Source organism: Fluviicoccus sp. (assembly GCF_030646115.1).
Taxonomy (GTDB): domain Bacteria; phylum Pseudomonadota; class Gammaproteobacteria; order Pseudomonadales; family Moraxellaceae; genus Fluviicoccus.
Window position 1 is genome coordinate 252,301 of record NZ_JAUSMX010000009.1, and the last position, 22,910, is coordinate 275,210.

The 22,910-nt window shown below is 51.8% G+C and carries 23 protein-coding genes and 2 pseudogenes; 22 read left to right on the forward strand and 3 right to left on the reverse strand.

The window, feature by feature from the left end:
- Positions 1-63 precede the first annotated feature (63 nt).
- From Q7T36_RS06915 to Q7T36_RS06955, 9 genes are all read left to right on the forward strand, one after another.
- Positions 64-1,386, forward strand: coding sequence for a hypothetical protein (locus Q7T36_RS06915; RefSeq protein WP_304845639.1), 1,323 nt, complete (start codon positions 64-66; stop codon positions 1,384-1,386).
- 2 nt (positions 1,387-1,388) lie between these two features.
- Positions 1,389-2,282: a hypothetical protein gene (locus tag Q7T36_RS06920; RefSeq protein WP_304845649.1), complete on the forward strand. Its 894-nt coding sequence runs from the start codon at positions 1,389-1,391 to the stop codon at positions 2,280-2,282.
- Positions 2,272-3,531, forward strand: coding sequence for a hypothetical protein (locus Q7T36_RS06925; RefSeq protein WP_304845652.1), 1,260 nt, complete (start codon positions 2,272-2,274; stop codon positions 3,529-3,531). The genes Q7T36_RS06920 and Q7T36_RS06925 overlap by 11 nt, the downstream gene beginning before the upstream one ends.
- Positions 3,521-4,039, forward strand: coding sequence for a DapH/DapD/GlmU-related protein (locus Q7T36_RS06930; RefSeq protein WP_304845655.1), 519 nt, complete (start codon positions 3,521-3,523; stop codon positions 4,037-4,039). Before Q7T36_RS06925 ends, Q7T36_RS06930 begins: the two co-directional genes overlap by 11 nt.
- Positions 4,036-4,773 carry a hypothetical protein gene (locus tag Q7T36_RS06935; protein WP_304845658.1) on the forward strand — a complete coding sequence of 246 codons (738 nt, stop codon included), beginning with the start codon at positions 4,036-4,038 and terminating at the stop codon, positions 4,771-4,773. Before Q7T36_RS06930 ends, Q7T36_RS06935 begins: the two co-directional genes overlap by 4 nt.
- The gene (locus Q7T36_RS06940) at positions 4,770-6,038 is read left to right on the forward strand and encodes a hypothetical protein (RefSeq protein WP_304845661.1); all 1,269 of its coding nucleotides are present in this window, start codon (positions 4,770-4,772) and stop codon (positions 6,036-6,038) included. The genes Q7T36_RS06935 and Q7T36_RS06940 overlap by 4 nt, the downstream gene beginning before the upstream one ends.
- Entirely contained in the window at positions 6,035-7,156 is a 1,122-nt protein-coding gene (locus Q7T36_RS06945) for a glycosyltransferase (RefSeq protein ID WP_304845664.1), read from the forward strand. The genes Q7T36_RS06940 and Q7T36_RS06945 overlap by 4 nt, the downstream gene beginning before the upstream one ends.
- 64 nt (positions 7,157-7,220) lie before the next feature.
- On the forward strand, positions 7,221-8,642 hold the full coding sequence (locus Q7T36_RS06950; protein ID WP_370690069.1) for a mannose-1-phosphate guanylyltransferase/mannose-6-phosphate isomerase: 1,422 nt from the start codon (positions 7,221-7,223) through the stop codon (positions 8,640-8,642).
- Positions 8,643-8,699: 57 nt separating this feature from the next.
- Entirely contained in the window at positions 8,700-9,698 is a 999-nt protein-coding gene (locus Q7T36_RS06955) for an acyltransferase family protein (protein WP_304845667.1), read from the forward strand.
- Between the two features lie 548 nt (positions 9,699-10,246).
- On the opposite strand, the gene Q7T36_RS06960 is transcribed toward Q7T36_RS06955, so the two are convergent.
- Positions 10,247-10,771 carry a transposase gene (locus Q7T36_RS06960; RefSeq protein WP_304845670.1) on the reverse strand — a complete coding sequence of 175 codons (525 nt, stop codon included), beginning with the start codon at positions 10,769-10,771 and terminating at the stop codon, positions 10,247-10,249.
- Between the two features lie 113 nt (positions 10,772-10,884).
- A pseudogene (locus tag Q7T36_RS17985) lies at positions 10,885-11,025 on the reverse strand (IS1380 family transposase); the annotation flags it as partial.
- A 361-nt stretch (positions 11,026-11,386) separates the two neighbouring features.
- On the opposite strand from Q7T36_RS17985, the gene Q7T36_RS06970 reads away from it, so the two are divergent.
- The 5 genes and pseudogenes from Q7T36_RS06970 to Q7T36_RS06990 all read left to right on the forward strand — a co-directional run bounded on the left by Q7T36_RS06970 (position 11,387) and on the right by Q7T36_RS06990 (position 15,230).
- Positions 11,387-12,655, forward strand: coding sequence for a glycosyl hydrolase family 28-related protein (locus Q7T36_RS06970; protein WP_304845676.1), 1,269 nt, complete (start codon positions 11,387-11,389; stop codon positions 12,653-12,655).
- A 123-nt stretch (positions 12,656-12,778) separates the two neighbouring features.
- On the forward strand, positions 12,779-12,916 hold the full coding sequence (locus Q7T36_RS06975) for a hypothetical protein (protein WP_304845679.1): 138 nt from the start codon (positions 12,779-12,781) through the stop codon (positions 12,914-12,916).
- A pseudogene (locus tag Q7T36_RS06980) lies at positions 12,913-13,200 on the forward strand (hypothetical protein). The gene Q7T36_RS06975 and the pseudogene Q7T36_RS06980 overlap by 4 nt, the downstream one beginning before the upstream one ends.
- Before the next feature lie 385 nt (positions 13,201-13,585).
- Positions 13,586-13,768 carry a hypothetical protein gene (locus Q7T36_RS06985; protein ID WP_304845682.1) on the forward strand — a complete coding sequence of 61 codons (183 nt, stop codon included), beginning with the start codon at positions 13,586-13,588 and terminating at the stop codon, positions 13,766-13,768.
- Positions 13,769-13,856: 88 nt separating this feature from the next.
- Positions 13,857-15,230 carry a phosphomannomutase CpsG gene (locus tag Q7T36_RS06990; protein WP_304845685.1) on the forward strand — a complete coding sequence of 458 codons (1,374 nt, stop codon included), beginning with the start codon at positions 13,857-13,859 and terminating at the stop codon, positions 15,228-15,230.
- A gap of 69 nt (positions 15,231-15,299) precedes the next feature.
- Here the strand turns inward: Q7T36_RS06990 and Q7T36_RS06995 are convergent, their stop codons facing one another.
- Entirely contained in the window at positions 15,300-16,682 is a 1,383-nt protein-coding gene (locus Q7T36_RS06995; protein ID WP_304845688.1) for an AarF/ABC1/UbiB kinase family protein, read from the reverse strand.
- Positions 16,683-16,805: 123 nt separating this feature from the next.
- Between Q7T36_RS06995 and Q7T36_RS07000 the strand changes: the two genes are divergently transcribed.
- The 8 genes from Q7T36_RS07000 (at position 16,806) to Q7T36_RS07035 (ending at position 22,833) form a co-directional block, all read left to right on the forward strand.
- Positions 16,806-17,642 carry a lysophospholipid acyltransferase family protein gene (locus tag Q7T36_RS07000; protein ID WP_304845691.1) on the forward strand — a complete coding sequence of 279 codons (837 nt, stop codon included), beginning with the start codon at positions 16,806-16,808 and terminating at the stop codon, positions 17,640-17,642.
- A 54-nt stretch (positions 17,643-17,696) separates the two neighbouring features.
- Positions 17,697-17,951: a DUF1244 domain-containing protein gene (locus Q7T36_RS07005; protein WP_304845694.1), complete on the forward strand. Its 255-nt coding sequence runs from the start codon at positions 17,697-17,699 to the stop codon at positions 17,949-17,951.
- A gap of 108 nt (positions 17,952-18,059) precedes the next feature.
- Positions 18,060-19,520, forward strand: coding sequence for a glyceraldehyde-3-phosphate dehydrogenase (locus Q7T36_RS07010; protein WP_304845697.1), 1,461 nt, complete (start codon positions 18,060-18,062; stop codon positions 19,518-19,520).
- 125 nt (positions 19,521-19,645) lie between these two features.
- Positions 19,646-19,918, forward strand: coding sequence for a metal-sensing transcriptional repressor (locus Q7T36_RS07015; RefSeq protein WP_304845700.1), 273 nt, complete (start codon positions 19,646-19,648; stop codon positions 19,916-19,918).
- A 16-nt stretch (positions 19,919-19,934) separates the two neighbouring features.
- Entirely contained in the window at positions 19,935-20,270 is a 336-nt protein-coding gene (locus Q7T36_RS07020) for a rhodanese-like domain-containing protein (protein ID WP_304845703.1), read from the forward strand.
- 3 nt (positions 20,271-20,273) lie between these two features.
- Positions 20,274-21,089 (forward strand): sulfite exporter TauE/SafE family protein, encoded by an 816-nt coding sequence (locus tag Q7T36_RS07025; protein WP_304845706.1) that lies wholly within the window; start codon positions 20,274-20,276, stop codon positions 21,087-21,089.
- Between the two features lie 4 nt (positions 21,090-21,093).
- Positions 21,094-21,786 (forward strand): MBL fold metallo-hydrolase, encoded by a 693-nt coding sequence (locus Q7T36_RS07030; protein WP_304845709.1) that lies wholly within the window; start codon positions 21,094-21,096, stop codon positions 21,784-21,786.
- A 57-nt stretch (positions 21,787-21,843) separates the two neighbouring features.
- Positions 21,844-22,833, forward strand: a complete 990-nt coding sequence (locus Q7T36_RS07035) for a serine/threonine protein kinase (RefSeq protein ID WP_304845712.1) — start codon at positions 21,844-21,846, stop codon at positions 22,831-22,833.
- The last annotated feature ends 77 nt before the right edge of the window (positions 22,834-22,910 follow it).

The following is a 22,910-nucleotide window of genomic DNA, read 5'->3' on the forward strand; positions in this document are numbered from 1 at the left end:
CTTGCTTGTATGATTGTGTCTCTTTGATATGATTGTACAAGATGGTAATGGTGTATCTTGCACATGAAAGTCTTGTTCGTTGAAAACCGATACAAAACCTATTTCTGGGACAAGTTGGCAGAAGGCCTTATAGCGGCCGGAGTTGAAGTTCACTGGATTGTGCAAAATCATGCCTTTATTCCAAAAAATGGAAAAGTGCACGTCATACCGTATCCTCGGGTAGAGGATTTACGTCCTGTCAGCCGGGAATCGTTGTCAACGATTGCCAGCAAAGACCGAAGCATCAATTATTTTGATGGAAACTCACGGCACTATGAGTTTTACCAAGGCAAAATTGAATCGATACTGGAAGATATTTGCCCGGATTGGATTTTGGGGGAATCAACCCTCTTTCATGAATTAATTACGATTGACACGGCAAGAAGTCGGAATACTCCTTATTTACATCCCTCATCCTGCCGGATTCCGCCTGGACGTTTTTCATTTTACCTGTACGACACACTTGAAATTCATGGCGGCTCTAATCAGGTTGTTACGGAGGAGGAGGCTGAGCAATTTCTTCAGCAATGGGCAAATAGAACTGTCAAAATTGATTACATGAAGAAAAACTCGAGGATGCAAGCTTACGTAGCAATTTATAAAAAAATATCCTCGTGGTTGGTTGTCTTGAGGGCGCGTTTGGCTGGTGAGACTTACAATACGCCGTCATTTTTGACAAAATGGGGTTTAATGTCCCGTCAAAAAAAGGCAGTTGCACGCTGGGAAGATCTTGCTGTTGCACGCCAGCCAAAGGCTAATGTTCAATATGTTATGTATCCAATGCATATGCAGCCGGAATGTAATATTGATGTCTGGGGTTATCGCTACCGGGAACAGGATTTGCTTATAGGGGATATTGCATCTAATTTGCCGGCAGGATGGGGCTTATTGGTCAAGCCTAACCCAAAATCAAAGTATGAACTGTCCACCAGGTTGATGGATTTCATTGAGGCGGATGGTAGAATTGTTCCGTTGCCACACACATCTGTTATGGCGGATGTTTTGAAAATGGCAAGTACCGTAGTTACCGTATCCGGGACAATAGCGCTTGAATCCGTACTGTCAAATTATCCCTGTCTGTCTTTGGCGATGCCTTACATGCGCGATCAGGATGACGGTATCCGTCATCTTTTGACTTTGTCTGATTTGCCGAATAAATTGCCGGAAATTATAGCGAAGCGATCCGATATGGAAGGTCGTAAAGATGCTATTGGACTTTATAAATATCAAGTCCAGTCAAGTTATCGTGGACTAATCAGTGACCCAGTATCCGACCCTCGGTGTGTTTCGGAAGAGAACATCGGTAATGTAATGGCTGCAATGCTTGATATCATGAAATGGGAGTGACTATGATGGCAAATCCAAGAATTCATTGGATCAAAACACGCATAATGATTTACGGGAATATTCCCTATCAAATGCAGCGCATTATCCGTTGGTTGCCCTTACGGAACTTCGTTTACAATATGTTGTTGCTGACGAAGCCTAAATCTGAAAAGTTAAACTTGTCGGATAAAGAGCAAGGTTTGCTGAAGGACTTGCAAACAGATGGTATCGCTCCATTAGGACAATATTTGTCGTCAGAAAAAGTTCAATTCTTGCGACAAGAGTTGGATAAACTGAAATGCACTGATCGTTTCCGACCGCATCTAGGTGATTTTGCGATTGATAATCACCCTGCCGAAACTCATGTAGCTGACTTCAAAACTGAGGATCTGCTGCGTATTCCTCTGATTATGGACTTAGCCAACGATCCCGAAATTCTGAAGGTCGCTGAAGCATTTATGGGGTGTAAGCCGACCATATCAAACATCCAGTCCTGGTGGTCTTTGTGTGGCCACGATCAGCCGGAGCAGGCTGAGTTTTTCCACCGCGACGTAGATGACTGGCGTTTTTTCAAATTCTTTATTTACTTGACGGATGTTGATGACAACGCAGGTCCCCATGTGTTCGTGAAGGGCAGTCAGGGAGTTCATACGGGAATTCCAATTCGACGCTATTCGGATCAGGAAGTAATTGATCTGTTTGGGAAAGAAAATGTTATGCATATTCATGCTACGGCGGGTACTGCATTTCTTGAAAATACATTCGGCTTTCACAAGGGGCAGTTGCCCAAGTCAAAACGCCGGTTGCTGCTTCAGTTTCAATACTCCTATGGCGGTATAGGGATTATTGATTACAAGAAAGTCAAAATCAGTGATTACCCCTATGATAAATATGTAGGCAGGCTTTATGTTGCATAAAATGAGCCCGGCGAGAGCATTGCTCTTTGGGATATTGCTGTACTCCATGATATATGCATTCTTTCCTGTTGTCGGTAATTATCCGCCTTCAACAGGGGCTATGCTTTATGTTGTGGTTACAGCTTTATTGCTGTTCGCCGGTGCGATTTTGGGTGGAGCTATTCGTAGCTCCAATTCCCGAAACGCAAATCAAGCAGTGTTTAATTTTAAAATCTATTTAAGAGTGACGCAAATTGCTGCGGTTGGGGTAGTCTTCAAGGTGATTGATAAGTTCATGATTCGGGGGGCGTCTCTTTCTGCTGGCATTGAAAATCGTGAGATTCTTGAAGATGCAGGTGGCTCAAATATATTTTCGTTGATTGGAGGTGTATTGTATCCGCTTTGTTATGTTTCACTATTTGTACTTTTATCTTCTTGGGGGCAGGATAAGACTGACAAGAAAAAATACTATATGGTTTCGCTTTTGCTTTTTAGTTATCCAACTCTTGATTGTCTGTTAATTGGATCTCGATCGTTGATGATTGTTAACTTCACAATGTTGTTGCTGTATGGTTTTTATTTTAAATTCATCCGGATTAATATCAAAACACTACTGATGTTGCCTGTTGTGTTGTGTGCTGTGGGTTTGTTGAGTGGGTATATATTTCTTAATCGCTTGGAATATATGGGGCTGGATTATCTGTATTCTGCATTAAATTCGGTTTATGCATTTACTGTTGAGCCTGATGACTGGGTTTTGGGGAAAATATTTAATTCGGATGATTTTTCATTTTTGATCTACTATTCGTTGCTGAATACAGGGCAATATTTTACGCACGGCCTTTTTGAGTTCTTCTACTTGTATGATCACTTTAGTGCTGAATATACATATGGCGTATACAATTTTTCGGCATACTATAAATTTGTGGCTGTTATTACTGATGATTATACAATGATGGATGCGGTGGCTAGTGCACAACCGAGAATCGGTACATTTACATCGTTTTTAGGGCCGGTATTTGTTGATTTTGGATGGGTTGGTCCTATTTATATGTTCTTTTTTGGTTTTGCTGCAGGTCGCATCTGGAGTAAGTGTATGAGTGGTGAGGTCATGTGGGTCCCTTTATATTTTTATTTTGTACTCATGCTTGTCTTCGTTCCTGTTGTTAATTTTTTTGTCAGTGCGCAGGGTTTGTACACGATAACAGCTTTCTTGCTGTTTGTTTTGATAACAAAATCAATTGACAGGAGAGTATCTCATGGGAAATGAAGTCGTTCTGCCTAAAGAAGTTGCTTTGTTCAAGTTGTGGCCAATACGCAAATTTGTACATCTGATTATTATGATTGTCACAAAGGCGAGTAATCTATGGGGTAAATTGCGGATTGCCTCACTTTGTCCGCAAGCAGTAAATGTTGCTTGTCACTGGAGTGTGGAGATAAAATACCCAGAGAAAATTGTTTTTGGTCAGGGTGTGGTGATCGGGAAGTCGGTTACCCTTGGTGCCAAGGGCGGCATAAAGTTAGGAAACCATGTTCGCATTTCAAAAGGGGTAACAATTGAGACAGGAGGTTTGGATTTCTCGACCAAGCCGCCTTATCAGCATGTTTCGAAGCCAATAGAAATTCATGATGGGGCTTGGATTGGAAGCAACGCCATTATTTTGGCTGGTGTGATTATAGGCGAGAGGGCAATTATTGGAGCGGGTGCTGTAGTCACCAAAAATGTAGCCCCTGGCAGCATTATTGTTGGAGGCCCCAATAGGGTTATCACACGATGAAAAAATTATTTGTGGCGGTTTTGTGCTTTATCTTACCTACAGTAATTCTGCGTAAGATTGTCGTGTTATGGGGATGGTCAATGGCCCCCGGTTCACGAATTGGTTTCTCATTTGTTTGGGCTAGAGTGCTTTGCATGCGGCAAGGGTGCAGGATTGGGCATTTTAACTTCGTTCGTATTGAAAGTTTGGATATGCAACCAACAGCATATATTGGCCATCTTAATTATATTAATGGTCCGCTGTCATTAACGATGGATGAAAATGCAGGTGTTGGCAACCAAAACCGAATTTTTCGGGGTGCGTTAGTCATTCGTCGGAAAATTTCACAGGTGAAGTTGGGGAGGTATGCAAAAATTACAGCCCGCCATTCTGTGGAGTGCTTGGCTGATATTGTAATCGGCAATTATTCGACCATTGCTGGAAGTAACACACAAATATGGACTCATGGATATTATCATTACCCTGTGGGTTTGGATCGCTTCAGAATAGATGGAGGCGTCAATATTGGTAATAACGTGTATGTCGGCGCATCATGTGTCATCAGTATGGGAGTAACCATATGCGATGCTGTATCAATAGGTAGCCATTCCTCTGTTGCCAGAAGTATTGTAGAGCCAGGTTTATACGTCAGCCAACCGTTGAGGCATATTGCAATGACTCCGGAAAGTGTGATGTCTCGCCTTGATGCATTGCCGGATGGTATGTCCATTGAGCGGGCTTATGAGAAAAAATGATTGCTAAAGTCCAGCGTCTGATCAAAGTTGGTCTTGCTTTCGGCTTGTCGAAAAGTACTGTTTTTTTTGTGCCCCTGCTACTTTCCAACTTTTTATCTCCTGCAGATTATGGTCTTTTTGAGTCTTGTTTAGCATATGGCAGTTTGATTGCAATTATTTTGGGCTGTGGTCTGGTAGCTGCGGTTCCGTATTTCATGATGGTGAAAAAAACGGAGTCTCATAATGGCTGGTTTTACCTGCATGCTGCAGTACTTTTTATCCCCTTGATGGTGGCGATTCCACTTTTTGCATTTAAGTGGATAGGCTCGGAAATATTTCTTATTTTAACGTTTGCAGCAGTGATAAACTGGCAACGAATTTATGCCGCTGACATGAAAAGTCGGGGCAATGCCTCATATTCAAGTTTTTCCGAGTCATTTATTTATCTCGCTATTTTGGTCGTTGCTCTGATTTCATTGGAGAAAATATCAATTCGCCAGTTGTCGATGGATCTGGTGACCATCTTCATTCCAATGTCATTAGTGTTGACGATGTTAATGTTGAGAAGATATCCTATTAAGATTGCTAATTGGCGATCTGCGAGAGAAATTTATCTATTCAGTTTGCCGACTATTTTGCCAGGCATGAGTCTTCTTTTAATAACCAGCTTGGTTAGATTAGTCGCCCCCTTTATGGTCGGTGCTGAAAAGCTGGCTGTCTATTCATTTTATTTCAGATTCGCGTCAATTGCGGTGGTAGTATATCAGTTTTTGGCGACAATTTTTTTCGCGGAAATGTACAAGCGTGATGCTGCGGGTCTGGATAATATTTTTACTAAAGTAGGGCTTTTAATTCTCGCCCTTGCAGTATCCGGTTTCTTTGTTTTTCCATCAGTATTTAGTGGTGTTTTCAAACTATTTTCGACATACAAAGATTACTGGGTTTTGTATCTGGTTCTCGTGTTTTTCTGCTATTTCTGGGTTTGTGAGGCCATGCTGGAGTCAATTATATTTCGCCAAAAGCTTTCTAAAGGGTTCCTCTGGTTGCAGTTAGGATCCCTCTTGATCTTTTGTATTGTCACCGGCGCAATCTACGTAATAAATAAGTCATTGATGAATATAACCACTTTGGCATTTCTGCACACGATGTTGATGGCTATGGTGGTTATGCTGCAACTAAGGTTGTTGTCTATGAGTGGTATTAATCTGGTATGGCTAAGACGCTGTAATTGGATAGTTTCCCTCATTCTTCTGATTGGTTATCCTTTGGTGAGTTTCTTCTCATGAATGTCCTGCATTACAGCAAATTCTATCCCCCCGTATTTGGCGGGATTGAAAAAGTAGCATTTGATCTGGTTGAGGGGATGGTGAAGAACGGGGTAACCTGTGATGTATTGTGTTTCAATTCTGACCGCAGTGATATAACAGAGCAGTCTGCATCCGGGTATCGTATTATTCGCACAGGAATTTTCGCCACACTGGCATCTACGCCATTGTCCTTGGCCAATATTCGTCAATTTGTGCGTATGGCTGATGATTATGATGTCATTCATATTCATATGCCAAACCCTGTTGCCAATCTGGCTGTATTTTTAGCGCGGCCAAAGAAAGCGCGTATAGTGCTTCACTGGCATTCAGATATTGTAAAGCAAAAGACAATTCTGAAGTTATATGATCCCTTACAGCAATGGTTATTACGACGAGCCGATGCAGTCATAGCCACGTCACCTCCCTATGCCGAGTCTTCTCCCTGGCTGCAAGCATATGCTGAAAAGGTTGCGGTAATTCCATTGGGCGTTGATGTTTCGGGTATTCCAAGTGACCCACTGATCGTTGATGAAATCAAACGCGAATATGGTGGTCGGAAATTGGTTTTCTCTTTGGGGCGGCTGGTTTACTACAAGGGCTTTGATTATTTGATCGATGCAGCTTCACGTTTGCCTGACGATGTTGCTGTGGTGATTGGCGGCATTGGTGAATTAGAGGGTGCTTTACGTGAAAAGCTTGCCAGTTTGAAGCTGGAAAACAAAGTCTATTTGATTGGTGGTATTCCATTCAAGAAGCTTGGCGCCTATTTCAAGGCGTGCGATGTTTTCTGTCTTCCCAGCCTTGAGCGTTCAGAGGCCTATGGTGTCGTTCAGATGGAGGCCATGTACTTCGGGAAGCCAGTGGTATCAACCTCCATTCCCGGGTCCGGCGTTGGTTGGGTTAATGAGAACAATGTCTCGGGTCAGGTCGTTCCACCCGGAGATAGTCTGGCCCTGTCCAATTCACTGGACCTCATTCTTCGTGACGAGTCCTTGAGGTTAAAGTTGGGGGAGGGCGCCCGGCGGCGGTATGATGAACTTTTCGTGGTGGATAAAATGGTTGGCTTGACAGTGGATCTTTATCAAAAAGTTCTTTGAGGTTGTCTATGCCTTTCCGTACTGGTATTTTTTATATTATTGGATGTGTTTTTCAGGAGAAATCATGATCCCCGTGGTTCTTAGTGGTGGTTCCGGCACCCGTCTTTGGCCTTTGTCGCGCAGTCAGTTTCCCAAACAGTTTCACGCCCTGGGTGGTGGAGACTTCAGCTTGTTGCAGGAAACCCTTCGGCGTTTATCCACAGTTGACGGTGTAGGCAGCCCGGTAGTTGTCAGCAATCAGGAACACCGTTTCATGGTGGCAGAGCAGTTGCGTCAGCTGGGTGTTCTTCAACCCACTATCCTCTTGGAGCCCTTTGGCCGTAACACGGCTCCTGCGGTTGCACTGGCAGCAATCAATATCCTGAAACAGGGCGGTGAAGATACGCTCATGCTGGTGCTACCGGCAGACCATGTCATTCGTAATTCAGCCGCCTTTGCAAAGGCGTTGTCGCTGGCTCGTCCTGCAGCTGAACGTGGTGCTCTGGTGACTTTTGGTATAGTCGCACATCGGCCTGAAACCGGTTTTGGTTATATTCGTCGAGAGGATGCTGCGTGGCAGGGTCTGGATGGGGTTTATCCCCTGGCGAGCTTTAAGGAAAAGCCGGATCTGGAAACGGCAAAGTCCTATATTGCCGGTGGCGATTATTTCTGGAACAGCGGGATGTTCATGTTCAGCGCCAATCGCTACCTTGAAGAGCTTGAAAAGTATGCTCCCGATATTCTGGTTAACTGCCGGAATGCGCATGCCGCTATGGTGCAGGACTTTGATTTTTTACGTATTACATCTGACAGCTTCGGTCCTTGCCGCGATGAGTCGATTGACTATGCCGTGATGGAGCATACAGACAGCGCGGTCGTCATACCGCTGGACGCCGACTGGAATGATGTCGGCTCCTGGCAGGCTCTTTGGGAAATTGGCGAGCAGGATGGCAATGGTAACGTTTGCCACGGGGACGTCATCAACACCGGCAGCCGCAATTGCTATATTTATGGTGAGCAAAAGCTGATTGCCACTTTGGGACTTGAGAATCTGGTTGTCGTCGATACGGACGATGCGTTGCTAATTGCTGACAAGTCGATGGTGCAGGATGTCAAGTTGGTGGTTGATGAACTCAAGCGCCGCAAGCGTACTCAAGTCAGCAGCCATCGCAAGGTGTATCGTCCGTGGGGATTTTATGACTCCATCGATATGGGCGAACGCCATCAGGCCAAGCGGATTGTGTTGAAGCCGGGCGCCAAGCTGTCGCTGCAATTGCATCACCACCGGGCCGAGCATTGGATTATTGTCAGCGGTACGGCGCGTGTCACCAAGGGTGAGGAGTCTTTCCTGCTGAGCGAAAACCAGTCGACCTTTATCCCTGTAGGTACTGTGCATTGCCTGGAGAATCCTGGAGTGATTCCCGTGGTGATGATTGAGGTGCAGTCAGGCAGCTATCTTGGTGAAGACGACATTGTCCGTTTTCAGGATAACTACGGGCGAGTGTAATTGTCAGTTTCTTTGATTTCATAATGTGAGCGTAATCTCAAGTTTTAGGAGAGGTGTATGGAGGCTAGATTAAATTATATTGACACTGCTAAAGCTGTTGGAATATTTTTGGTGGTTCTTGGGCATGCTCATTATGTTCCGGAGCCATTAATTGTATGGATATACAGTTTCCATATGCCTTTGTTTTTTTTCGTGTCTGGATATCTCATGTCCAACCGCAAGCTGAGCGGTGATATTTTATCGTATGTTCGACAGCAGGCAAATTCGCTTTTATTGCCCTATATTATTTTTTTTGGGATTTCATTCGTTGTTTGGCTGTTGAGGGTACGAATTACGCATGAGGTTTCAGTCTCACCTCTAATGGCCTTGAAGGGGGGACTTCTTGCTTATGGGGATGTGCTTGTAGTCAATTATCCCCTCTGGTTTTTTTCATGCATGTTTGTTGTTTCGTTGCTGTTTTTTTGCGCTAGAAAGTTGAGTGGTATAGCTTTTTCAGCCCTTTTTCTAACAATAGTAGGGGTAATGGCAACTTTTGTTTTCAAGGGTGTCACTTCCCCTTGGTCGTTGACAAACGCATTGGTTGCTGTGTCGTTCTATGCCGGAGGGAACTGGTTCCGCCTTAAAGGTGGCCCTGTTGAGTTGCTGTCTAAACGTCAGGCTTTTGTGTGGCTCATGGTGGCGGTTTCCCTATCGGTCGCTGTATCATTATGGAATGGACGCGTTGATTTGAACTCGATGCAGTTCGGTCAGAATCCTGTATATTTTTTCATGGGAGCTTATGCTGGTATTGCATCGATTTTGTTGTTTTCAAGAATAGTTTATGCTGGCGTTTTATTGCAGTGGGTTTCCAGGAATACTATTATTATTTTCCCCTTGCACGCTATTTTTTTGGGGGTTTTACTTTTCATTCAACGTCGTTTTTTGTGGCACGATGACTTTTCCTGGCAGTTTGGATTCTTCTTGGCTTTGGCGAATAGCTTGATTGCGATTGCATGTTGTTATCCTGCATCCTATTTTTTATCATTGGCCTTTCCGGTGGTTTTTGCAAAAACTTGAATCCGTGAATTATTTTGGTCGCACCTGTCCTGCCTCGACGGCGATGGTCTTTTTTGAAGTCCCATCCTGAGGCAGCTCATTTTTTGTCCGCAAACCCAATAATCCCATGACGCGCCTTCAAAAACACGCTGACTGACAGCATCACTTACAAGCCTGGGAAACCAGCGGCCTTACCCGGAACGCCTACTGCGGACAGCACCGGCTCAAGTTGGCCACGTTCACCTACTGGCGCGCCCGGTTGTCACGGGCTGATCAGTCCTCCCTATCGTCACGACTTGCTTTGTCACTGGTTCCGTCAAGCGGACACAGACCGCCCGCCTTGATAACCTGGCCAGGAGCGTGGTGCTGCACAGCCCCGGCGGCTGGAGGCTGGACATCCCGGCGGACCTGCCCCTGCTGGCGGAGCTGTTGAGGGCTTTGCCATGAGTTGCATCCGGCCAGGACTGGTCTGGCTGGTGCTGTATCTGGTCGACATGCGCCTAGGGGCCGACAGTATGTCCGCCCGCATCCAGCACACCCTTGTCCAGAGATGCCGGCAAGATGGTCGTTCAGCCTTCCAGGTTCCAGTCCGGTACCAGCAGGTTTTGCCTCTTCCGGTCGATCGTCCACTCGGTCAGGCGATAGATACGCCTTACCGAACCCACGCTCTCCAGTGCCAATGTCTCCTCCCACACGGCTTCCCGCTTACCTTCGCGGTGCAGGCACCAGAGCGTGTCGGGCGACTCCGCGATCCGGCTTGCCATGTCACAGCCTGACCGGCGCGGATTCCATTTCACCAGGAAGTCCACCGGCCGGTCCTCCGTGTGCGCCTGACGGATTTCCCACATTAGCTTCACGGAGTCAAAGTCGCTGTCCGCCCTGACCAGCAGCAGTGCCGCCGTCAGACGTTTCGCCATCGTCAGCACCCGCTGCAGATTGTGCTCCGTTTCGTGGGCGGAGTGGCTGCTGCCCGGCCGCTGCGCCAGCTCCAGGCAGTAGCCGTCCGCACCCAGATAGCAGGCAAGCGGGGCGTAACCATCCACGCCGTTGTACACCCGCGACAAGCCTTCCTTCTTGTTCTGCGAGTTATTCATGGGAATGACATCGAAATCCAGCGGTACTCAATCGCAGTCCAGCGGTCGGAACACGGCCTTGCATTGCGCAGCAGGAACTCGTTCAGGCTGTCCAGCAGCGGGAACCAAGAGGAGGCATGAGTATCCAGACTTTGCCGCAATGTCGGCGAGGACGGGACGTTCCGGATGCCCAGGGCTTCGGCGAAGAATCGTTCGTCCCGATAGGCTTCAATGGCGTCGAAATCCGTCTTGCCCTGAACGAGCAGGCCGAGATAGCTCTTTATAATGTTGCTGTTCAGGACTCTGATCGCGGTATCGCGTACGGGTAAAGCGGGGTCGACATGCTGGTTTAGGCGCATCAGCTTGAAGAACTGGCCGATGAGCGCAAGCCCGCTATTGGAGGTCAGTTCGTAGGGAAGTCTGATGGATAATGCGGAAGTTGTTCATGAAAGGTCTTGGAGGCATCACCAGGAGGTGGCGGCATGAAACCAGCAAGAGCTTTGCAATGCAAGCCTTGGCGGCTAATATGCGGAGGTCAGGTCACGGATTCAGGAAGAAGGGTACAAGCTGCAAGCTGATTTGTGATCCCTTTTGTGATCAGATAGCCCGGATTATTGACCGACAAGAGGAATTGATATGAATCGCCGGGATATCCTTAAAAGCAGTCTGGCGGGAACAGCCGGTCTTGCGGCGAGCATGGCCGGGGGATCCGCCGCTGCGATGCCGGAATTGGGGCGTTACGGCAAGCGTCTGGTCAACGTCATCGACCTTGGCGCGGTTCCTGATGGTGTAACGGACTCCGCGCAAGCGTTTCAGAAGGCGATTGACGCCCTGACAAGCACGGGCGGCATTGTCTACATTCCCGCCGGAAATTATGTAATTGGTAGCACGCTGATCTGGGCTAACCCGGTAAACCGGCGTGTTTCGGGAATCCTTTTCCAAGGTGATGGCCAGCACACGTCAACCCTGAACTCTAGAGTCAAGTCCGGGCCGTTGTTGCGGGTGCGAGGTGTGCCCCGAGTTGGCCCGGTCAGCACCACATTCTTTTGGGGGGGCGGCATTCACGACCTCGGGTTGCGCGGATCTGGCGGCGGCGCGGATCATGATGCCGTTGAGATTCTGGGGTGGTGGAACGGCTCCATTGAAAACTGCCTTATTTCCGGATTTTCCCGGCATGGTATCCGCGCAATTACGGACCTTGCGCTAAACCCCAATCCTGATTTTACGGCATCGACCCTGCTGGTGAAGGCCGTCCAGATTGAACGTTGCGGCGGCTGGGGCTTCAGGGATGACAGTGGTAACCAGGGAGCGCCGTCATGGAGTTGGGATCATTGCCTGTTCGGGCTTTGCCGCCTGGGCGGCGCCTATGTGCAGAGCTCTTCGCACAGTTTTGTCAAATGCTCCTTCTCGGCGTGCGGCTGGCGTCATGAAAGTGATAAGCCGGCGGCGGCGGCCTATGGACTGTTCTTCGCAGGAACCATGACCGTGGCCAGCCGCCAATGGGTTGAAGGCTGCGAATTCGATACCAATCTGACCGCGCATATTGGCGCGCGGTTCCTGTGCTGCAGTTCGTTCATCAATAACCGATTCATTTTCCATGACCGCTACAAGGCCGGGAGGCTTTGCCCGCTCGCGGGTGTTGAGTTAGGAACGGGCGATGCCCGCGCGGCGATCCGGAGCGTAGAGTTCCGTCAAAGTTTTTTCCGCTTTGATCGGGGAGGGGAAACTACGGGGTTTCTCTGGGCGAATACGGTGAATGTCCGCGATATCGAGATTATCAATACCGTGTTCTCGAATAGCGTCGGCGGTGATTTGCACCTGAGCCGTTACGGAGGCATGGAACTGTCCAGAACCGCCAGTGACTTCGGCTACAACATTCGCGATCGGGAACTGTCCGGTCTGTAGCGACCTCCGACAGTGCGATCAAGCTGGCGCGGCGCGACGAATTGGCGGGAAGGCGGGTCTGCCCGGCAAGATCAGGGATGTCCTCTGCGGCGGTGTGGTAATTCGACGGAGGGGCGTCCGGCCTTGCGCCTGCCTCGCGGCTCGCAGTTGCGGGTGGATGGGGCGGCGGTGGTTGATGAGGTGCGTGAAAGTTTTTCCCGGGTCGTTTCCGTGGTGGAGCGCATTCAATCCCTGCAATGGCGCGGCTTTTGGTCGTCATGACTAATTTCTGTTCGTGGCTGGCAGGCGCGCATTGTGTCGATGATCACTTCCGCCAGCCGCCGCTGGCGTCCAACCTGGGGCTGGGGCTGGACGGGGTCTGGAATGCCGCGTTGCTGGATATCCGGGCGCATGCCGTCCTGCCGTATAATGGCAGGTTGAAATAAGTTCCGTCGTTTCTGTCGCAGCTTGAAATGGTAAGCAATGGAAAGTCGGTGGATATGCGCGGTCATCCAATTATTTATCATTCCTGCCCCGTATTGTGGGGGGAAGGTAGGCTCGAATGAGCAACATGCTTCGTCAGTTATTGCACCATGGGACTCAAATAGTCTCTTCGGATTTTATTGCGCCTTTCGCTACTATGGCCTGACCCATCATGATGGCGAGGCGCACAAAGCCTGGCAGCAACTGGCCTTGCCAATTGTCTGGTGTAAACCCGTGTCCTGATGCTGGGGAACAGCACGGCGGATATTCGGTCCGATACTCAGGGATTCAACTCATCCATCATTCTGCTGGATGAGTTGAATCCCCACACCGTCGACATGATAATGCCATGTCTGAGCATTTGGTGTTCGTGATGTCTGGGGAGCTGCACTCAACAAGGGAACAGCCTGCCAGGATGATTTCGGGGTGCACCCCCTGTTTATGGCCCTGTGTGGGTGCAGGGGCTTTATGATTCCATGGCCTGGCAGTCAGTGTGCCGGCCAGTCATTGCTGGTGCTTGCGCCAACCACAGTTGCCGCCGTGCATGATGCGGATGCGATGATGGTTGTGACAGACTGGGATGAGTTCTGGACTCCAGAAATCAACAGGTTCAAAGCTGTCCTGTTCAATCCGGTCATTTTTGATGCCTGAAATAGCTGCAACCCTGATTATCTGAAAGAGCTGGGTTCTGCTATTTCGGCATTGGCCCTAGTTAAACCTACTGACAAGGAACTCCAACATGAATGCTGAAACAAAACTATCCGCCTTCAAGGCATACGATGTGCGTGGCCGCGTACCTGACCAGTTGAATGAGCGTATGGTGCAGGAAATCGGCCGCGCCTATGCCCGCGTCATCAAGCCTGAAGGGGCAGTTGCGGTCGGGCGGGATATCCGTGAAACCAGTGGTGCCTTCGCCCGCGCGTTGATTGCCGGGTTAAATGCCGAGGGATGCCGCACGGTGGATGTCGGTCTTTGCGGTACCGAGATGGTTTACTACGCAGCCGGGCAGGCGGGAATGGGAGGCGGTATCATGGTTACCGCCAGCCATAATCCGTCCGATTACAACGGTTTGAAGATGGTGCGCTCCGGCGCTCGGCCGATCAGCAGCGACACCGGGCTAGATGATATTGAGCAGGAAGCCCGACGCCTGCTTGCAGGTCCGGCCACAACCCTAGCCGTCAGTGCCGAACTGAATCGTGAGGAAAGCATCCTGCAGCCCTTTGTCGGCAAGCTGCTGGGGATGATTAATTGTTCCGCAATCAGACCCTTTCATCTGGTTGTCAACGCCGGTAATGGTTGCGCAGGGCCGGTGTTCGACGCTCTGGCCGAGCATTTGCCGATCCGGGTCACCCGGTTGTGTCATGAGCCGGATGGTTCGTTTCCGAATGACGTGCCCAACCCCATGCTGATTGAGCAGCAGAAATTCACTGGCAGCGCGGTTATTGAGCATGGAGCTGATCTAGGGTTGGCCTGGGACGGCGATTTTGACCGCTGCTTCTTTTTCGATGAGACCGGACAATTCATTGAGGGCTATTATCTGGTCGGCTTGCTGGCCGAGCAGCTATTGAAGAGGTCGCCCGGCGCTACTGTGATTTACGATCCGCGTCTCACCTGGAATACGGTGCAGTTAGTGGAAGCCTTCGGGGGTAAGCCGGTGATTTCCAAATGCGGCCACTCATTCATCAAGGACAAGATGCGCGAGCAGGATGCGGTTTATGGCGGCGAGATGTCGGCGCACCATTATTTTCGGGACTTTTTCTACTGCGACAGCGGCATGATTCCGTGGCTGCTGATTCTGGAGCAGTTGTCCGAAACCGGCGCAAAATTTTCGCAAGTGGTGGAACGCTGCATGCGCGAGTTTCCGTGCAGTGGCGAAATCAATTTCACTATCAAGAGCGCGACGGATGCATTGCAGCGTATTCGCGCCTTTTATGACGACTCCGCGGTTTCAACAAGCACGTTGGACGGATTGTCCATGGAGTTTGCACAATGGCGCTTCAACCTGCGCAGTTCCAATACCGAGCCGGTGGTGCGCTTGAACGTGGAGACGCGCGGCGACAAGGGGTTGTTGGCCACGAAAACGGCTGAACTGAGGCAGTTGATTACCGCCTGAGTTATACGGCTGCATGCATCAACAGAAATCCCGGCCGCCGGCCGGGGTTTCTGTTGATGGACTTCCGTATCACGCCGTTTGCAAGTAGTGTTCCAGCATTGGACGGCTGTTTATTTGCGCATCAATCACTGTCATGAACGTATAGGCGCCCACAAATTTCCGGCTGATGAACATCAACTCTTTTGGAGGGACCGTAAAGTGGCGGGTGGCGGCGGATTTTGCCGCTTTTGCCATGACCCGGTTATGCAGGTTGGCCTTGGCCCAGATATATGAACCGTCTTCCGCCAATGCTTCCGGCGGCGCCTCACTCATGTCGGAAAAGGGTTCCACTGCCAGGAAGAATAATTCGGCCAATCCACGTCTGATTTCAACCGGAATGCTTTGGAAGAAGTCATGTCCCTGCATGACGTCGAGCATGGCGTCCATGTTGCGATGGAAAGCAGCCCGGGTCAGTCCCCGCGCCAGCGCCAGCAGGTCTTCCGGAAAGTCCCGGACCGCGCCGAAATCCAGAAGCACGATCTGGTCCGGATGTTGTTCACTTCCATCACCCAGTCGCACCAGATAGTTGCCGAAGTTCGGGTCGGTCTGCATTTCCCCCCATTCAAAGACTTCGCGGCAACAGATTTCCAGCGACGCTTCGGCCAGCTTGTTGCGGCGAGCCTGTGACAGCGTCATGATGGCGTTGCTGTTGATGGGCACGCCATGCTCGTAGGACATGGCAATGACTTTTTCGGTGCTGTAGTCGGGGTAAATGCGCGGAACGATGTAGCGATGGTCGTTCTTGAGGTGTTCTCGGAATAGGCGGGTGGTTTCCATTTCCTGTGGGTAGTTGACTTCGCGGTGCATCATCAGCCGCACCTCTTCCAGCCATTCTTCAAACTCACGGGTTTGAGGCACTACGCGCGCCAGTCGCATCATTTGCGCGACCAGGCTGAGATCGGAATCAATGGCGTCTGCGACACCCGGATACTGGACTTTCAACACCAGTTCGGTGCCGTCGGACTTGCGGACGGCGCGATGAACCTGCGCCAACGAAGCGGCGCCAAGCGGTTCCGGATCTATGATAAGTTCGTCGAACCGCTTGTCACCCAGCTCGACCATCAGCAGTTGTTCAATAACTTCCCAGTGCAGCGCCACGGTATTATCGTTCAACTGGTGCAGTGCGCGGGTCACTTCGACTGGCAGGAAATGCTCCCCGTAGAGCGCCATCATCTGGCCGATCTTGACGATACTGCCCTTGAGCTTGCCCATCTCCCGGACCAGATATTCGGCTTGTTCGCCCATGACGCGTTTGCGGGTACTCTCCTTTTCACTGCTGGAGCTGAACAGGGTGGAGGCGCTGGACGTGGCCAGACGCGTACCTGCCACCAGGCTGGCTTTGGCCAGCGACCAGCGCCGTTCAAAGCCGCCGGTTTTCAGACTTTTCAGCTTGTTCGGAGTGTGTTCGCTCATGGGGAAATTCACAGGCCGTCAAAAGGTGAGGAATTGTAACGCAAAAGATTGATAAAAGGCTTGGCTTGTCTGACAGGATATGAGTAACAATTGGGAACTCTTGCCTTCGGAGTCCTTCCTGCCATGGCCAATGCCGTTGTTCCTTTTACACCGCCGCCGCTGCAACGCGTCCGCTCCCGCCTGTCGCTGATGAACCGCTGGTTTGCTCCCAGTTTTTCAGGGCTGGAAAATCTCGACCTGTCCCGTCCTGCCCTGTATGTCGGTAACCATACCTTGTACGGGACGCTGGATGGCCCGCTGATGGTGCTGGGGCTTTATGAAAAGAAAGGGATTTTCTTGCGTTCACTGGGCGATCATATCCATTTCAAGGTGCCGGGATGGCGCGATATGTTGACGGAAAATGGCTGTGTGGCGGGTACGCCAGAGAACTGCAGTGCCTTGATGCAGGCGGGAGAACACATTCTGGTGTATCCGGGCGGCGGGCGTGAGGTGATGAAGAACAAGGGAGAGGAGTACCGGCTGGTCTGGAAGGAACGGACCGGATTTGCACGGATGGCGCTGGAACACGGCTATGACATCATTCCCTTTGCGGCGATCGGTGCCGATGATGCCTATCGTATTCGTTATGACGCCAATGATTTTAATGCCTCCCGCGTGGGTCGCTTCCTGCGCCGCACCGGTATTAGCGATCGGTATCTGAGAGGGGGGGAGGCCTTCGCTCCCTTGGCAACCGGTCTGGCGGGCACTCCGTTGCCGCGTCCCGAGCGCTTCTATTTCGCTTTTGGCGAGCGCATCGAGCTGGCCTCCCTGCAAGAGCAGGCGAAGGACCGTGATCTGCAATGGCAGGTGCGTGAGCAGGTCTCGAACCGCATTTACAGTCTGATGAACGAGTTGTTTGCCCGGCGTGATGCCGAGCAAACAGCCTGGCCCTTGTGGCGGCGGAAATTGATTCAGCGATAATGTGGCCGGGGCCTGAACAGGGCCTCTTTTTTTCAAACCTTAGTGGAGATCGTCATGTTGGAGTTGGACCAGGCCACCCAAACCGAGCTGGAAGCGGCCGCCTTTCGTCATCTGTTGCAGCATCTGCGGGAACACACCGAAGTCCAGAACATTGACCTGATGAACCTGGCCGGGTTTTGCCGGAATTGCCTTTCGAAGTGGGTCAAGGAGGCGGCCGATGAAAAGGGTGTGACGGTGGATTACGAAGCCGTGCGTGAAATGGTTTACGGCATGCCCTACAACGACTGGAAAGCCCGTTTTCAGAAATAGGGCAGTCTTGTCTTTTTCCGCCAAGCCCTTGTCGAAACCTGACATCCCCGTCAAAAAGGGCTAGAATACGCGCCACTTTTCTGTCAAACAGCCTGTGAGGATGAAGACGTGAGCGATATTCTAGCCCTGCGCGAAGACCACTTTGGTCGTTGGAAGAACCGCGAAGCCATTGCCGAAACCCTGATCCCCGTCATCGGCAAATTGTACCGCGAGCGCAACATCATCGTTCAGGTGTATGGCCGCAATCTGGTCAACCGTTCCGTCATCCAGATTCTGAAAATGCATCGCCGTGTGCGCATGATTGCCGGAGAGCTTTCGGTGGTTGATACCGAGCCGTTGATCCTGGCGCTGGCCGCCATGACCGATATCGGTTCCTGTCAGGTCGATGTCGGCAAGCTGGCCATTGATTACAAGAACAGCGACAAGAGCCTGTCCGCTGCTGATTTCCTGCGCGCCGCCCTGAAGCCTGCCATCGGCCTGCATACGGCCGAGCATCCGTCAGATGTGGTGCTGTATGGTTTCGGCCGTATCGGCCGCATTCTGGCCCGCCTCATCATCGAACAAACGGGCAGTGGCCAAGGCCTGCGCCTGCGCGCCATTGTTGTGCGCAAGACCCAGGAAGGTGATCTCGCCAAGCGCGCCTCGCTGCTGCGTCGTGATTCTGTGCATGGCTCCTTCGACGGCACCATTGCCGTGGATGAAGAAAACGAAGGCATCATTGCCAACGGTAACTTCATCAAGGTGATCTACGCTGCCAAGCCTGAAGACGTGGATTACACAGCTTATGGCATCAAGAATGCCATCCTGATCGACAATACCGGCAAGCTTAAGGATGAAGAGGGCCTGGGCCGTCATCTGACCTGTCCCGGCGTGGCCCGTGTCATCCTGACGGCTCCGGCCAAGGGCAACATCAAGAATATCGTGTTCGGCGTCAACAGCAAGGACATCCTGGACAGCGACAAGATCATCTCGGCTGCGTCCTGCACCACCAACGCCATCACGCCGATGTTGAAGGTGCTGAATGACAAGTACGGTATTATTTCCGGCCATGTCGAAACCGTGCACTCGTTCACCAACGACCAGAACCTGATCGACAACTACCACAAGGCTGACCGTCGCGGTCGTTCCGCCGTGCTGAACATGGTCATTACCGAAACCGGCGCCGCCAAGGCCGTGGCCAAGGCATTGCCGGAGTTGATGGGCAAGCTGACCGGCAACTCAGTGCGTGTGCCGACCCCGAATGTGTCGCTGGCCATTCTGAACCTGACGCTGCCGACGGCCGTGTCGCGTGATGAACTGAACGAGTACGTGCGTCAGATCGCCTTGCACTCCAACCTGCAGGGGCAGATCGATTACACCAGCTCTACGGAAGTGGTGTCTTCGGACTTTATCGGCGCTCGTGCTGCCGGCGTGTTTGATGCTCAGGCCACGATTGTCAACGGCAACCATGTCACCGTTTACGTCTGGTATGACAATGAAGTCGGTTATAGCACTCAGGTTTACCGCATCACCGAGCAAATGGCAGGTGTACGTTACCTGACGATCCCGCCTGAATCACTGAACGCCTGATTCCGGATGGATTGAAAGAGGCCGGGGCTTATAGCCCCGGTTTTTTTATGGTTATATAAAAGGAGTCGCTTGCAATACGCCGGAAAATATATACCATGGGGGGTATATTGGCGGAGTTACCCATCATGCAGACCCCACAGCCCGAACATAAATCCGAATTGCTCAAGCGCCTGGCGCGCGTGGAAGGGCAAATTCGCGGCATCCAGAAACTGATCCAGAACGATACCGAATGTGAGCAGGTGCTGCAGCAGATGACCGCTGCCCGTCGCGCACTCGACAAGGCTTTTTTTGAAATGCTGGCCTGCGTCATTGAGTCCAATGTCATTGATGAAAGCAATGACAAGCCCGTGACCGATCGCATGTCGGAAGTGAAAGCCCTGTTGACCAAATACGCCTGATGACCGGAGTCCAGCCATGTCGATCAAGTTCATCACTGTTCATAATTTTCGCCAGCAATATCGTCCTGACCTGTTCATGATTGATGTGCGCGGTCCGGCTGAATTCCAGGCCCAGCATGTTGATGGCGCCAAGCTGTATCCCCTCAATGAACTGAATGCCGCCAAAATTGAATCTGACCTAAATCAGCAAGGTCTGAAGCATGAAGAGCCGGTTTTTATCCTGTGCCAGGCGGGAATGCGCGCTCAAGTCGCCGCTGCCCAGTTGGTACAGCAAACCGGGCTGAATGTCGTGGTAGTAGAGGGTGGAACCAATGCCTGCATGGGAGCCGGTTTGCCCATTGTGCAGGGTTGATCGATGCTGGCGCTGCTGATTGGCAGCTTGATCGGTCTGGTCCTGGGCCTGACCGGTGCGGGCGGCTCCATTCTGGCGCTACCCTTATTGATGACGCTGTTGCATCTGCCGCTGATGACCGCCAGCGGGCTGTCGCTGGGGGCGGTGGGTTTGGCGGCCTGGCTGGGGGTCCTGCTCAGGTTCAGGTCGGGCCAGATCCAGTGGTTCCTGGTGGGGGTCATGGCGGGTGCCGGCGCGATTATGGCCCCGGTGGGGCAGTGGTTGGGCCGGCAGGTTCCGGAACAGATGCTGTTGACCGTGTTTGCCTTGCTGGCGGGGTTTATTGCCCTGCGCATGTGGCGGCAGGCCGCCAGCCACCCTGAAGATACCAAATTGCTTCGTGCCAGTCCTGAGCTGGATCAGGTTGAGGGCGGGCCGGTATGCCGTTTGACCGGCAAGCCGCTGTATATGCAATCGCCCTGTGTGGTGCGGTTGATTCTGGCAGGAGCTTTGGCGGGCCTGCTGTCCGGTTTGTTCGGCGTTGGCGGTGGTTTTGTCATTGTGCCGATGCTGGTGTTGTTGACCAACCTTCCGATGCGCATGGCCGTGGCGACATCACTCGGGGTCATCGGCGTGGTGTCGCTGGTGGGTTTTGGCAATTTCCTGCGCCATGATGCCTTGCCGCTCAGCCTGCTGCTTTATCTGGTGGGCGGGGCAGTGCTGGGCATGGCCATGGGCAGCCTGATGGCCCGCCGTGTAGCCGGGCCGGTGCTGCAGCAGGGCTTTGCCGCCATGGTGGCGCTGCTGGCGATACAAACCTTATGGCGTGCCTGGAGTTGAAGTCATGATCTTCCGTCAGCTGTTTGAACGCGAATCGAGTACCTACACCTATCTGCTTGCCGATGCCGTGACTCATCAGGCGTTGCTGATTGATCCGGTAAAGTCTGAACTGCCGGCCTACCAGCAATTGCTGAGGGAGCTGGGCTTGACGCTGGAACGGGTGCTGGAAACGCACATTCATGCCGACCACATTACCGCAGCGGGCAGCCTGCGCGAGGCTACCGGCTGCAAGACCATGCTGGGACAGCCGACGGTCAGCACCTGTGTCAGCGAGACATTCCGCGAAGGTGACCGCATCGCTGTCGGCGACTTGGCGCTGCAGGCGCTGTATACCCCCGGCCATACCAATGACTCCTATTGTTTCCTGCTGGAAGACGGCGGACGTCATCTGCTGTTTTCCGGCGATACGTTGCTGATACGGGGCACCGGCCGCACCGATTTCCAGAATGGCGATGCCGCCGCGCAGTACCGCAGCCTGCAGCGGCTGCTGGCATTGCCGGAAGATACGGTTGTCTATCCCGGCCATGACTACAAGGGCTGGACGTCCAGCACCATTGCCGAGGAAAAGGCGCATAACCCCCGTTTGCAGGTGGCGGACGAAGCCGCTTATGTGCGGCAGATGGCGAATTTGAAGCTGCCCAATCCGAAATGGATGGATGTGGCCGTTCCCGCCAATCGCGCCTGCGGCGAAGAATAGGCCCGCAAACCCTCACCGTGTGGCATCATCCGCCTTTTGCCGCTGCGGATGCCGCCCATGTCTTCAATGTCGCTGGATGACTATTCCCGACTGTCTCCCGATCTGGTCATCAACGCCGTGGAAAGCACCGGTCGCTTGAGCGATGCCCGGGTGATGGCGCTCAACAGCTATGAAAACCGGGTATATCAGGTGGGCATCGAGGACTCTTTGCCGCTGATCGCCAAGTTCTATCGCCCCGCCCGCTGGACGTATGCCCAGATTCAGGAGGAACATGATTTTTGCCGTGAGCTGACCGAGGCCGAATTGCCGGTTGTGGGACCGGTGGCCGGGGAGGGCGGCGCCACCCTGTATGACTACGAAGGCTACCGCTTCACCCTGTTCACCCGCAAAGGCGGTCAGGCTCCCGAGCCCGGTGATTATGAGCAACTGCACCGTATCGGCATGTTGCTGGGGCGCATGCACGCTATTGGGAAGCGGCAGCCGTTTCAGCATCGGCCCGCGCTGACGCTGGAGCGCTTCCTCAACCAGCCTTCGCAATTGATTCTGGCAAAAGATTTCCTTCCCAAAACTCTGACCGGGCGCTATCAGGCAGTGATTGCCCGGTTGGGTGAGCAGATCCGGGCGACCGGGCTGGAAACTTCCGCCTTCATCCGTACTCATGGCGACTGTCATCCCGGCAACATCCTGTGGACGCGTGACGACGGTCCGTGGCTGGTGGACTTTGACGATTGTCAGTCGGCGCCAGCCGTTCAGGACATGTGGATGCTGCTGGCCGGCACCCGTCATGAACAGGAATTGCAAATGGCCGAACTGCTGGACGGCTACACCATGTTCCATGATTTCAACGTAGCCGAATTGCCGCTGATCGAGGCCTTGCGCAGCCTGCGTATGATCCATTACGCCGGGTGGCTGACTTCACGCTGGGACGATCCCGCCTTTCCGCGCTACTTCCCGTGGTTCAACAGTGGCGGCTACTGGGAGCAGCATGTGGCGGAGCTGGAGCAACAGGTGATCCTGATGGAGGAGCCGCCGCTGCGCGCGCTCTAAAAAATTGCGTCTTCCGGCCGTTTGGTCAGGCGAAATTGCAGGACAGGTGTGCTAGATTGCGCGCCTTATCGACTCCC

Excerpts from the sequence above, each read along its gene's own strand:
- Q7T36_RS06915 (WP_304845639.1), top strand. The coding sequence starts at position 64 with ATGAAAGTCTTGTTCGTTGAAAACCGATACAAAACCTATTTCTGGGAC.
- Q7T36_RS06920 (WP_304845649.1), top strand. The coding sequence starts at position 1,389 with ATGATGGCAAATCCAAGAATTCATTGGATCAAAACACGCATAATGATT.
- Q7T36_RS06925 (WP_304845652.1), top strand. The coding sequence starts at position 2,272 with ATGTTGCATAAAATGAGCCCGGCGAGAGCATTGCTCTTTGGGATATTG.
- Q7T36_RS06930 (WP_304845655.1), top strand. The coding sequence starts at position 3,521 with ATGGGAAATGAAGTCGTTCTGCCTAAAGAAGTTGCTTTGTTCAAGTTG.
- Q7T36_RS06935 (WP_304845658.1), top strand. The coding sequence starts at position 4,036 with ATGAAAAAATTATTTGTGGCGGTTTTGTGCTTTATCTTACCTACAGTA.
- Q7T36_RS06940 (WP_304845661.1), top strand. The coding sequence starts at position 4,770 with ATGATTGCTAAAGTCCAGCGTCTGATCAAAGTTGGTCTTGCTTTCGGC.
- Q7T36_RS06945 (WP_304845664.1), top strand. The coding sequence starts at position 6,035 with ATGAATGTCCTGCATTACAGCAAATTCTATCCCCCCGTATTTGGCGGG.
- Q7T36_RS06950 (WP_370690069.1), top strand. The coding sequence starts at position 7,221 with ATGATCCCCGTGGTTCTTAGTGGTGGTTCCGGCACCCGTCTTTGGCCT.
- Q7T36_RS06955 (WP_304845667.1), top strand. The coding sequence starts at position 8,700 with ATGGAGGCTAGATTAAATTATATTGACACTGCTAAAGCTGTTGGAATA.
- Q7T36_RS06960 (WP_304845670.1), bottom strand. The coding sequence starts at position 10,771 with ATGAATAACTCGCAGAACAAGAAGGAAGGCTTGTCGCGGGTGTACAAC.
- Q7T36_RS06970 (WP_304845676.1), top strand. The coding sequence starts at position 11,387 with ATGAATCGCCGGGATATCCTTAAAAGCAGTCTGGCGGGAACAGCCGGT.
- Q7T36_RS06985 (WP_304845682.1), top strand. The coding sequence starts at position 13,586 with ATGATTCCATGGCCTGGCAGTCAGTGTGCCGGCCAGTCATTGCTGGTG.
- Q7T36_RS06990 (WP_304845685.1), top strand. The coding sequence starts at position 13,857 with ATGAATGCTGAAACAAAACTATCCGCCTTCAAGGCATACGATGTGCGT.
- Q7T36_RS06995 (WP_304845688.1), bottom strand. The coding sequence starts at position 16,682 with ATGAGCGAACACACTCCGAACAAGCTGAAAAGTCTGAAAACCGGCGGC.
- Q7T36_RS07000 (WP_304845691.1), top strand. The coding sequence starts at position 16,806 with ATGGCCAATGCCGTTGTTCCTTTTACACCGCCGCCGCTGCAACGCGTC.
- Q7T36_RS07005 (WP_304845694.1), top strand. The coding sequence starts at position 17,697 with ATGTTGGAGTTGGACCAGGCCACCCAAACCGAGCTGGAAGCGGCCGCC.
- Q7T36_RS07015 (WP_304845700.1), top strand. The coding sequence starts at position 19,646 with ATGCAGACCCCACAGCCCGAACATAAATCCGAATTGCTCAAGCGCCTG.
- Q7T36_RS07020 (WP_304845703.1), top strand. The coding sequence starts at position 19,935 with ATGTCGATCAAGTTCATCACTGTTCATAATTTTCGCCAGCAATATCGT.
- Q7T36_RS07025 (WP_304845706.1), top strand. The coding sequence starts at position 20,274 with ATGCTGGCGCTGCTGATTGGCAGCTTGATCGGTCTGGTCCTGGGCCTG.
- Q7T36_RS07030 (WP_304845709.1), top strand. The coding sequence starts at position 21,094 with ATGATCTTCCGTCAGCTGTTTGAACGCGAATCGAGTACCTACACCTAT.
- Q7T36_RS07035 (WP_304845712.1), top strand. The coding sequence starts at position 21,844 with ATGTCTTCAATGTCGCTGGATGACTATTCCCGACTGTCTCCCGATCTG.